11 protein-coding genes are annotated in these 11,008 nt (G+C 66.7%); all 11 read right to left on the bottom strand.

Translation table 11 applies throughout. The features are described from left to right. Window positions 1-20 precede the first annotated feature (20 nt). Window positions 21-1,103, bottom strand: a complete 1,083-nt coding sequence (locus IPN47_03660; protein MBK9407142.1) for a protein arginine kinase — start codon at window positions 1,101-1,103, stop codon at window positions 21-23. Next, window positions 1,103-1,591 carry a UvrB/UvrC motif-containing protein gene (locus IPN47_03665; protein ID MBK9407143.1) on the bottom strand — a complete coding sequence of 163 codons (489 nt, stop codon included), beginning with the start codon at window positions 1,589-1,591 and terminating at the stop codon, window positions 1,103-1,105. The genes IPN47_03660 and IPN47_03665 overlap by 1 nt, the downstream gene beginning before the upstream one ends. Next, window positions 1,591-2,289 (bottom strand): ABC transporter ATP-binding protein, encoded by a 699-nt coding sequence (locus tag IPN47_03670; protein ID MBK9407144.1) that lies wholly within the window; start codon window positions 2,287-2,289, stop codon window positions 1,591-1,593. The genes IPN47_03665 and IPN47_03670 overlap by 1 nt, the downstream gene beginning before the upstream one ends. Window positions 2,290-2,401: 112 nt before the next feature. Beyond that, complete coding sequence (locus tag IPN47_03675) at window positions 2,402-3,652, bottom strand: ABC transporter permease (GenBank protein MBK9407145.1); 1,251 nt, start codon at window positions 3,650-3,652, stop codon at window positions 2,402-2,404. After that, entirely contained in the window at window positions 3,649-5,184 is a 1,536-nt protein-coding gene (gene lysS / locus IPN47_03680) for a lysine--tRNA ligase (GenBank protein ID MBK9407146.1), read from the bottom strand. Before lysS ends, IPN47_03675 begins: the two co-directional genes overlap by 4 nt. Beyond that, window positions 5,181-6,242 (bottom strand): peptide chain release factor 2, encoded by a 1,062-nt coding sequence (gene prfB / locus IPN47_03685; protein ID MBK9407147.1) that lies wholly within the window; start codon window positions 6,240-6,242, stop codon window positions 5,181-5,183. Before prfB ends, lysS begins: the two co-directional genes overlap by 4 nt. Before the next feature lie 212 nt (window positions 6,243-6,454). Continuing rightward, window positions 6,455-7,573: a zinc-ribbon domain-containing protein gene (locus IPN47_03690; protein ID MBK9407148.1), complete on the bottom strand. Its 1,119-nt coding sequence runs from the start codon at window positions 7,571-7,573 to the stop codon at window positions 6,455-6,457. Continuing rightward, window positions 7,570-8,577: a GGDEF domain-containing protein gene (locus IPN47_03695; protein ID MBK9407149.1), complete on the bottom strand. Its 1,008-nt coding sequence runs from the start codon at window positions 8,575-8,577 to the stop codon at window positions 7,570-7,572. Before IPN47_03695 ends, IPN47_03690 begins: the two co-directional genes overlap by 4 nt. Before the next feature lie 253 nt (window positions 8,578-8,830). After that, window positions 8,831-9,430, bottom strand: coding sequence for a hypothetical protein (locus IPN47_03700; GenBank protein MBK9407150.1), 600 nt, complete (start codon window positions 9,428-9,430; stop codon window positions 8,831-8,833). 335 nt (window positions 9,431-9,765) lie between these two features. Beyond that, complete coding sequence (locus tag IPN47_03705) at window positions 9,766-10,770, bottom strand: PorV/PorQ family protein (GenBank protein MBK9407151.1); 1,005 nt, start codon at window positions 10,768-10,770, stop codon at window positions 9,766-9,768. Then, a complete protein-coding gene (locus IPN47_03710) occupies window positions 10,751-10,912 on the bottom strand; it encodes a Trm112 family protein (GenBank protein ID MBK9407152.1) in 162 nt (53 codons plus the stop codon). The genes IPN47_03705 and IPN47_03710 overlap by 20 nt, the downstream gene beginning before the upstream one ends. Window positions 10,913-11,008: the final 96 nt, after the last annotated feature.

Consider the following 11,008-nt stretch of genomic DNA (forward strand, 5'->3'; position numbering starts at 1 on the left):
GCTCGGTTCCCGCATCGCCGTTAGGCAACCGGGTCCGCCTCGGCTTCGAGCGCCTGCCGCACGTAGCGCGCTCGCGCCACATTGGCTTCGCTCTCGGTCAGCGCGCGCCCTTCTGCGTATGCCAGGTGCGCACTCTGGCAGAAGATCAGGAGCTTGTTGAGCGTGTATACACTGAGCCCGCTGATCAGTTTCAGCCCCACCGCCAGCCGCACGCCGCTGAGGTAGTTCATCGCCTCATCGAACGTGAGACTGCGCGCGAAGCGAAGCGTCCCATAGGCCCGCCACAGCTTGTCCTCAATAATATAGCCCGCATCCCGCCACAGCACGCGCCGTGCCTCGTGCTCCCGCTGGATCACGTGACGCACAACGCGCAGCAGGTGGTCCGCCAACTCCTCCTCGGTCCGACCCAGGGTCGTCTGGTTCGAAATCTGGAAGAAATTGCCCACCACCTCGCTCCCCTCACCATACAACCCACGGTAGGTCAGCCCCATGGCATGGAGCCCCGCCAACACCTTGGCGATCTCCTTGGTCAGGACCAGCCCCGGCAAGTGGATGAGCACCGACGCACGCATTCCGGTTCCCGTATTGGTCGGGCAGGCCGTCAGGAACCCGAAATCGTCGTGGTAGGCGTACGGCAGGCGCGAGCCAAGCTCCCGGTCCAGCCGCTCCACCGCCGACAGCGTTCGGGCAATCTCGAGCCCTGAGCGCAGCGCCTGCAGGCGAAGGTGGTCCTCCTCATTCACCATCACGCCCACCCCTTCCCCCAGCACGACCGCCGCCCCCCCGCGGAGCGGCAGCGCATTCTCCAGCCCCGCCAGCTCCTTGCTCACGAGGTGCCGTTCGTGCAAGAGCTGACGATCGTTAGGGGCCATCTCGTCGACGCGCAGGACCACGCCACCGCGCAGGCTTGGCAGGTGCGGCATGGCGTCTCGCACCTGCTGCAGCACCCGCAATCGTTCCCCCTCGCGCGCCCGTCCCGTGAACGCATACCCCTCGACGTTGCGCGCGAGGCGAATACGCGTCGACAGGACGACATCCGCGTGCTCGCCGGAGCCGTCCAGCCACCCCATGCCGCCGTCGGGAAGGAGCGTCAGATCGAGCATCACTCGGCGTCCTTGATCTGGTCGCGCAGCGTCGCCGCCGCCTCGAACTCCTCGTTCTCGATGGCGCGGCGCAACCGGTCGCGCAACTCGCCGATCGTCGTCGCCTTCTCCAGGATCTCGGCCGCCGGCGGGACGTAGCGGCGCCCGACATGCTTGGCGCTCCCCTGCACGCGACGCAGCAGTTCGCGCAGACTCTGCTCGAACGTCGCGTAACAGCGAGAGCAGCCCAGACGCCCGGTCGCGCGGAAATCGCGCAGCGTCATCGAGCAATACGTGCACCGCACCGCGTCGGCCTGCGACGCGCTCGCCTGCTGTTGGACCGCCTGCAAGAATTCTCCGAGGACGTTCTTGGGGGGCGTGGTGACGGTTGTCTCGATCCCCTGCTCCGCCGCGCACTTGGCGCACAGGTGCCGCTGCGTCACCTCACCCCCAGCCGCCTGGGTCAGGTGCACGCTGGCGTCCTGCTCGCGGCACACATCGCAGAGCATCAGGCGACCACTCCTCTCACGTCAGTTTCGGCCAACACCCCATCCTCCAACAGGAGAACCCGATCGGCCCGCGCCGCCAGCGATCGGTTGTGCGTCACGACGACCATGCCAATCTCGAGGTCCCGCGCCAACTCCGCCAACAGGTCGTGCAACCGCTCCGCGCTGCCATGATCGAGGTTGCCGGAGGGCTCATCGGCCAACAGCAGGACCGGATCCATCGCCAGCGACCGCGCCACCGCCGTTCGCTGCTGCTCGCCACCCGACAGCTCCGAGGGGCGATGGTGCATGCGTCCGCTCAGCCCCACCCGAGACAGCAGCTCCTCCGCACGGCTGCGCGCGGTCCGAACATCGCGGCCGGCGATCCGCGCCGGCATCATCACATTCTCGAGCGCCGTGAACTCCCGCAGCAGGTGATGAAACTGGAAGACGAAGCCCACCTTGTGGTTGCGAATCGTCGCCAACTCCTCGTCCGACCGTCCCTCGAGCGATTCGCCGTCCACCACGACTCGCCCCTTGGTCGGGCGGTCGAGTGCCCCCATGACGTGCAGCAGCGTGCTCTTGCCGGCCCCGCTCGTCCCCACGACGGCGATCATCTCCGCACGCGCCACGCGGAGCTCAACCCCGTTGAGGATGTGCAGGATTCCACCGTCGCCCCCGCGGTACGACTTGACGATTCCCTCGGCTACTAGAACGGACATCCGGAATCAGCCTCGCCCCAGAGACACCTGATGAACACTCTCGCACACGCGCGCCACCCACACAACTAGCCCGAACGAGCGACGGCCGGTTCCCGCGGGCCTCGTTCGCTCGCTACTCATGCCGGATCGCTTCGATCGGGTAGAGCTTCGCTGCCTGCTGCGCGGGATACAGCGTCGCCAGCCCCGCAATGAGGACCGACGCCAGGACCGTCAGCGCCACGTCGCTCCATTCGGTCGTCACCGGCAGGTGGTCGATGAAATAGATCGCCGGATCCAGCTTGATGAGCTTGTACTTCCCGAGTGCGACCGACACGACCAACCCCAACACGAGCCCCAGAAATGTCCCCGCGAAGCCGATCACCAGCCCCTGCGTGAGGAAGACCTTCCGAACCGAGCGCGCGGTCATCCCCATCGCCTTCAGGATTCCGATTTCCTTCGTCTTGTCGGCTACGACCATCGTCAGGTTGCTCACGATGTTGAAGGCGGCCACCACGACGATCAGGAGCAGGATGACGCCCATGCCGAGCTTCTCGAGCTTCAGTGCCTGAAACAGCGACGAGTTCTGCTCCTGCCAGTCCACCGTACGGTAGGGAAAGCCGAGGCGCTGCGCGAGCACGGGGGCGATCTCGGGGGCGCGCCAGCGATCGGTCGTCTTGACCTCGAGCCCGGTGACGGCGCTGTCGAGCCCCGCGATGTCCTGCGCCGCTGCCAGCGACATGAAGACATACGCGTTGTCGTACTCGTACATCCCCGTCTCAAAGACCCCGGTGACCTCGAACCGAATCGGCCGCGGGACGAAGGTCCCGGTGGCGCGATTCAGCTTCGTCCCCGAAATCGTCATGATGGTGATGGTATCCTGGGGATACGCGTTGAGGCGTGCGGCCAGGAGCTTGCCGAGCACGACCCCCCGCTGCTGCCCATCGGAACTGGCGAAGCGGAAATCCCCCTGGGTCGCGTGCTGCCGGATGCTGGTCACGTCGATCGTCTTTCGCGACTGCGGTTCGATCCCCGAGACATACGCCCCTTCGACGTAGTCGTGCCCGGTGCTCAGTAGCCCCTGCGTGAGGACGAAGGGTGCGACGGCCGTCACCCCCGGTTCCTGTTGCACGCGCGCCATCACGGCGCGCCAGTCGGCGATCTTGAGGTCCTCGCCGTAGCTGAGCACGCGAATGTCGGGCGAGCCGATGAGGATCTTCTCGCGCAGGTCGCGCTGCAGGCCGTTCATCACCCCCATGACGACGATCAGCGCGCTCACCCCGACGATCACGCCGCCGATGGCGATCACACTAATGAACGACAGCAGCTTTGACCCACGCCGGCTGCGCAGGTATCGCCAGGCGATGTCGAACTCGATCCCGTTCATTCCGGGCGCATCGTGGGAAAGAGGATCACGTCGCGGATGTTGGCCGACGCCGAGAGGTACATGAACAATCGGTCCATGCCGATCCCGACGCCACCCATGGGGGGCATCCCGTACTCCATCGCGCGCAGGTAGTCCTCGTCGACTCCGCTGGCCTCCTCGTCTCCCTCGGCCTTCAGGCGCGCCTGCGCCTCGAAGCGCCGACGCTGGTCGAGCGGGTCGTTGAGTTCGCTGAAGGCGTTGGCCAGTTCCTTCCCCTTGGCGAAGAGCTCGAAGCGCTCCGTGAGTCCCTCGACCCCGCGCTTGGGCTTGGCGAGCGGCGACAGCTCCACCGGATAGTCCACGACGAACGTCGGCGTGTCGATGGTCGATTCGACAAGCGCCTGGAACATCTCGTCGAGGAGCTTGGGGCGGCTCAACGTCTCGACCTTGTGTACCCCGATGCGGTGCGCCATGTGCCGCAGGGCGGCGATGTCGGCCGTCATGCAATCGGCGCCCAACGCCTGGTTGAGCGACGGCACCCACTCGATGCGCGGGAACGGCGGGGAGAATCGCGGCACGTCGACGAACCCTTCGTCCGTCAGGAGCAACCGCTCCTCGGCGCTCGCCGCATCGGGCGACAAGACCGCACGCACCGCGTCCGACGCGCGAATGAGCAGCGCTTCCACGCGCGCCATCATCACGCGGTAGTCGGCGTAGGCCTCGTAGAACTCGAGCATCGTGAACTCGGGATTGTGCGTGCGGTCGATCCCCTCGTTCCGGAAATCATGCCCGATCTCGTACACGCGATCGAGCCCCCCGACCACCAGGCGCTTGAGGTACAGCTCGTCTGCAATCCGCAGGTAGAGCGGCATGTCGAGCGCATTGTGATGCGTGACGAAGGGGCGCGCGGCGGCCCCGCCATACAGCGGCTGCAAGACCGGCGTTTCCACCTCGAGGTAGCCGAGTTCGTCCAGGGCCCGCCGGATCTCCGTCATCATCCGGCTCCGCGCCACGAACCGACGCCGAACGTCGGCGTTCACTGCGAGGTCGGCATAGCGCTGACGATATCGCATCTCCGGGTCGGCAAAGCCAGAGTGACGCACGACGACGCCGTCGACGATTTCGTCCTTGCCGTACGGGAGCGGGCGCAGCGACTTCGCCAGCAGCGTCGCCCGCTCGGCCTTCACGGTCGTCTCGCCCGTACGCGTGCGAAAGAGCGTCCCCTCGACGCCGACGATGTCACCGATGTCATACAAGGCAAGCTCGGTGAAGACCGCGTCACCCAGTTCATCGCGCCGGAAGTAGACCTGGATCCGTGAGTGTGCGTCGGCCACATGCCCGAAGATCGTCTTGCCGTGCGGGCGCCAGGCGACGATGCGCCCCGCGACCGCCACGCGCGCCCCCGTCTCGGCGTCCGGGGGGAGCGCCCGGAGCGCGCTCGCCGCGTCGTGCGTCACGTCGAACCCGTACGCGAACGGGGCCACGCCTAACGCTTCGAGCTGCGAGAGCTTGTCGCGTCGCGCCTTGAGCACGAAGTTCAGGTCGTCGCTCATGCGACCCCCGCCGCGCCAGCCGCGCCGGCCCCGTACTGCTTCAGGTACGCCTCGATGAACTCGTCGATGTCGCCGTCCATGATGCGCTGCACATCAGGGATCTTCAGTTCGGTCCGGTGGTCGTTGACCATGGTGTACGGCTGGAAGACGTAGCTGCGAATCTGGCTCCCGAAGGAGACGTCGGACTTGGTGGAGTCGAGCTTGGCCTTGGCGGCGGCCTGCTTGTCGGCCTCGATCTGGTAGAGCTTGTTCTTGAGCTGCTTCATGGCGGTCGCCTTGTTCTTGAACTGCGACCGCTCCTGTTGCGAGGAGACCACCACGCCCGACGGGATGTGCGTCAGGCGCACGGCCGACGACGTCTTGTTGACGTGCTGACCGCCGGCACCGCTCGCGCGGAAGACGTCCATCTTGATGTCCTCCTCGCGAATCTCGATGTTGATCTCCTCATTGACCACCGGATACACGAAGACCGACGCAAAGCTCGTGTGCCGGCGCGCATTCGAGTCGAACGGCGAGATACGAACCAGGCGGTGTACCCCGGTCTCCGGGCGCAGGAAGCCGAAGGCGTAGTGCCCCTTGATCTCGACCACCGCCCCCTTGATCCCGGCCTCCTCGCCCTCGGACATGTCGAGGATCTCGAGCCCGAAGCCATGACGCTCGGCCCAGCGCGAGTACATGCGCAGGAGCATCTGCGCCCAATCCATCGCCTCCGTCCCGCCGGCCCCCGCCGAGATCTCGAGCTGCGCGTCACGGAAGTCGTCCGGGCCCTGGAGCAGTGACCGCAACTCGTACTCGCGGAGCGACGACTCGATGGCGTCGGTCTCCTGGTCGAGGTCACGAATCATCTCCTCGTCGGGCTCGGCGGTGAGAAGATCGTCCAGCTCCCGCGCGCTGCGCACGCGTCCCTCGAGCCGATCGAACGGCTCGACCCACGCCTTCAGCGTCTTGACGCGCTGCACCACGTCGCGGGCGCGCTCCTGGTCGTCCCAGAAACCCGCCCCCGTCATCTGGTGCTCGAGCGTCGTTAGGCTGTCCCGCTTGCCGGCGAGGTCAAAGATACCTCCGCAACTCGGTCAATCGCTCGTCGTAGCCCGAGAGCGTGCGCGCGCGTTCGGTGTCGGCCATCGGTGCTGTGTCTCCGCGAGTCCGCATGTGACGCGAGCCGTCCTCCACCTCGGAGAACGGCCCGTCCGGTGTTCGAAACTCCTCGGGCGAAACATAGCGCCGGGCGCTGTGGCGTTCTAGCCCGCACCCCTCCCCCGCCACCGCGCTAGAAGATGCGCTTGCCCCCCGCCAACACGTCGTTCAGCGCCTCCTGAAAGTGCGTCGTACTCTCCGCGAACTCGCGCCCCACCTGCTCGACGTACTCTTCGTAGCTCTTCTTGATCTCTTCGCGAAAGAGCTGCTTGAGCGTCCCGTTGCGCGCCCCTTCCTCACGCTTCTGCGGATGATACGCCACCATGTCGGAGACGAGCGCGCGCGCGAGTCGCCGAGCCTTCTGGTTCGGATCGTTGGACAGGAAGGGATTGATCGGGCGCCGCGCCAACGGCGCCCCGCCGGAAGTCGACGTCCCGCTTGCAGCCGCAGCGGCGCTCGTGCTTACCGCGCCGGCGGGCGATGACGTTGGCGCTCCACGTGGCTCGCTCGGCAGGTCCGGGCTCGTCGCGGGGGGCGGAACGACAGGGGCGGCGGAAGCCGTCGACACCGGTGCCATCGGGGTGACCTCGCGCGGTGTCGCGGCATCCCGCGATGCCCCGAGCGTCGCGGCATCGCGCGGCGCGCCGAGTCCCTCGAGCGCCGGCGACGGCACGAAGGCCGGCGTGGGTGGCCGGAGCGTCGGAGCCAGTGCCGCGGGTGGAGCCGAGGGCGTGGCGAGCGGCGGCATCGCGACGGCCGGCGTGACCGGTGTCGGTCGACGGGGGGGCGCGAAGGGCGGAACACGCACCGCGCCGGCATCGCGCACCACTGCGTCGCGCGCCGGTGGCGTACCTAACGAGGACGGAAGCTCATGCGCGGCCGGGGCGTCGCGCGATGTCGTGTCGACCGTCGGCGGTGACGACACGATCGGCGGCGCGTATGCCACGGGCACTGGCGTGGCTGCCACCGGCAGCGGCAGCGCCGCAGGTGGTGTCGGGGCGGGGGCCGGAGCTGGGAGCGAGACCGTCGCCGAACGACGCACGCCTTCCGTCGAATGCGTCGACGCGATCGCAGGCCAGGGCGCCCCAGCTCCCGACGCCATCGAGCTCGGGAATTCGTCCGCCCAACGCACGCTGGCCCCCACCGGAATCAACCCCCCGCAGATGGAGCATCGTGCACGAAGGTTGGCCCCCGTGACCTTCACGGGATCCACGCGAAAGACGGACTGGCACTCGGGACACGAGACGTTCATGACTCGTCAATCACACTGATGGTTCGCTGCGGACGCGGAGGAGTGGGTTCCGCCCCTGGCGAAACCGCATCGGTCCGACGATCCACAGTATACACCGAACCGGCAAGGGTCTTCGCATACCCCTTCATCTCGGTCGCCAGCTCGGCGACCTGTGCCGCGGTGGCGAAGTGACGACGCTCGTTGGTCACCACGCCGATCGACAGTGTCATCAACGGGACGCGGTGCAGCTGGCCGCGTCGGTCCTTCCCGAAGAAGTAGCCGGCTCGACGGTCCTGCTCCGAATACTGATACGGCACCAGCAGGTCGAACACCGTCACGATCTCCGAGCAGACGTCGTTCAGCTCCACCGCCGGGATGATGAAGATGAAGTCGTCACCGCCGATGTGTCCGACGAAGCCTCGCTCGCCGCACACGCCCTTCACCACGTCGTGCAGCAGCTTCGCGAGCAGACGAATGACACGATCGCCGTCGTAATAGCTGTACCGATCGTTGTATTCCTTGAAGTGGTCGAGGTCGGCATAGCAGACGGCGTACAACTCGTTGCGTTCCATCCGACGCCCGATTTCAGCCTCGATCTCGATCGTCCCCGGGAGTCGCGTCGACGGATGCACGTACACATCCCGGTCGGAACGCCGAAGGAGCAGGTCGAGTCGCTGCGAGATCTCGGAATCCGACACGCCGATGCGAAGGATCTCGTCCGCCCCACTCTCGAGAGCCAGTTCGAACGCTCCCGGGGACTCGCCGATCAGCACGACCGCCGGGACGATTCCAGTGAAGGAGTCCGACTTGAGCCGGCGGCACGCCCCCCACAGCTCGCTCGTCGAGTCTTCGAAGCGAGCGTCGAACACCACGACGCGCGGACGGCTTCGAAGGGCGACGTCGAGGAGAGCATTACCGCTCGCGACGGTGCTGGCGGGGAGACCGCGCTCCCGCACCCACGACGCCACGGCCGCGGGGAGCGTCTCGCCACGCGGGGAGAACAGCATCGCGGAAGGAAGCGGCACGCTATGAGATGGGTGAGCGGGACGGGCGCAAGATACCCGGCGGCGAAGACTTGGTCAAAGCGGGCAAAACCTTGTGTCGCCGCATTTTCGCCTTCGCGCCGACCGCCGATCGCTCGCTGGAAGGGGAGCGCCCCTTCTCATGGCTACGACGATCCGCGCGCGCTTCGGTGACAGGAGCCGTATGCCTCACGACGCGCTCGTCATGTGCAGGCCCCGAGTCGTCACGCGCAGCGCCCCAACCAGGTGCCGAGCATCAATGTCCGAACGCGAGAGGGATCGCTACCGATACATCGTACGACCGGCCCAGCGCCGTGCGCCGCTGCGCCAGGCGCAGCGAAACCGAGGCGTCGATGGCGCTGAGGACGTGATTCCCCAGGGCAACGCCGAGGTCGGCGACCGCCGATCGGTATCCCTCGTTGCTGCGCCGTATAAGCTGACGAAATCGCGAGTACTCACCGTCCGCTCCCGCCCAGGACCACCGGTACTCGGGGCGTACGGCGCGCTGCAGGTAGAACTGTTCCGCCTTGGCCCACTCGGCGGAACCGCGTTCTGGCGGCTGAAACGGATTCTTCCAGTACGTTCGGCGCGCGAGGAGCCACGTGGCACCGTTGAACGTGGTGGAGTCAACTTCCGGCTGAAGCCCACCAGCCCCGCCGGCGAGATCGAACGCGCCGCTGGACGCGAAGTGCTCCATGCGCTCGTAGTAGTCGAAGTCCCCGACGGGTCGACTCGTCGAGAACGGCGATCTGGCCACCGCCGACGCGAGCGATCGGTACTCGTTTCGCGTTCGGCGAGCGACTCTCGTGTGCGAGTTGTAGCTCGAGAGGGCGAACGCCTCCAGCGCGACATACACGATGGCGCGACGTTGACGAAGTAGCGCCTGCCCTGCACCAGGGACGATTGCCGAAGCCAGGATTGCCCATGAGGTGGGGCGCGCCACGCTCGCGGCGCCATCCGAAGCGAGAGCACGTCGCGCGGCCACCCCGAGGGGCCCGGCATCGCCATTCGCCCGCATACCACCGAGGTCGGTCGCGGTGGCCCCGAGCGAGGAAACAGGGGGCGGCCGGTGGACGAACCGATCGGGGGACACCCGTTGCGCGTCCGATGGATGCGGAAGAATCGCCAGCAGGGCAGCTGCGCCCATGACGACCCTTCCGACCACCGAATGGGTCTTGGTGGTGCTCCGCATCAGAAGGTCAAGCGGAGCGACAGGTACGTGGGCGCCTGACCAGCGTCGGCGGACAAGCCGGCGAAGACGCGCGCGAAGTCGATGACCAGTCGCCCGGCTACGAAGCCGAGCCCGAGTGTCGGACCACCGGACTCCGTCGATCCGGACGAGAAGACGTAGCCCGCGCGAAGGAACGCCTTCTTCTCCCACACGAACTCTCCACCGACCCGGGGAAGCGGCTTACCGACTGGGACGTCATCGATGACGTCGGCCGACACGAGGAGCTCCGCGTCGTCTGCGTACACCTTGGGGATCACGTAGCGCGCCGTCGCACCGATCTGCAATCGCGTCGGAAGCGGGTCCGATTGCGGACTGTCGTTGATCTGCAGGTCGACCCCCACGTTTCGGATGGCCGCTCCGATCGTGATGGGCAGCTTCGTCGGAAGGTCGAACTGCACGCCGCCGTCGAGCGCGCTGGTGGACGCCTGCTTGGTTGGGAGCGAAGGGCACAGCCCTTCGCAGTCGAAGCGAAACTGGACCAGCTTATAGGAGACGCCGGCCCTCACGCGTCGTCCGATCGTCGTGGCGTAAGTCCCTACCAATGCAAGGTTTCGGGGAAGGATCTTCCCTACCACGTTACCCTGATTGTCCACCGCGGGGATGTCACCGCCGAAGTCGAGGATGTTGGCCGAGAGCGCCACGACCCCGAGCAGCGAGGAAGCCGCCGTCACCGTCAACGCCTCGCTGGTTCCGATGACGCTCTGGGAGTGGTGTAGGGCGGCATCGCCGCGTCGCACGGTGGCGATGCCGGCCGGATTCCACCATACCGCATCGCCGCTCCCATTCGCCGCCATCATCGATTGCCCCATGCCGACCGCGCGTGCGGAGACCGGAAGGAGCAGGAAGAGCGCCGCTTGATCGGCGATTCCATTCTGCGCGCGCAGCCGCCTCGGCGCGATCGACGCGACGAGGCCGAGCGCAACGACTGCGACCTGACGAAGGCGCCTAAATGGGCGTCGCCTCATCAGTGAGCATGATGGGAATATCGTCGCGGATGGGATACTGGAGGCGGCAGGCAGGACACACGAGTACCGCGTCGCGTTCGCGGTGTTCCAGCGTCCCCTTGCAGCGGGGACAAACGAGGATGGCGAGCAGTTGAGGCGACAGCGTCACGACTGAGAATCCTCTGGAATGACGAAGCCGAAGCGCTTGAGCGAGCGTTCGTTACGCCGCCAATTGTCGAGCACCTTCACCCATAGGTCC

It is taken from the genome of Gemmatimonadota bacterium, from assembly GCA_016719105.1.
In the GTDB taxonomy this organism is placed as follows: Bacteria; Gemmatimonadota; Gemmatimonadetes; order Gemmatimonadales; family Gemmatimonadaceae; genus SCN-70-22.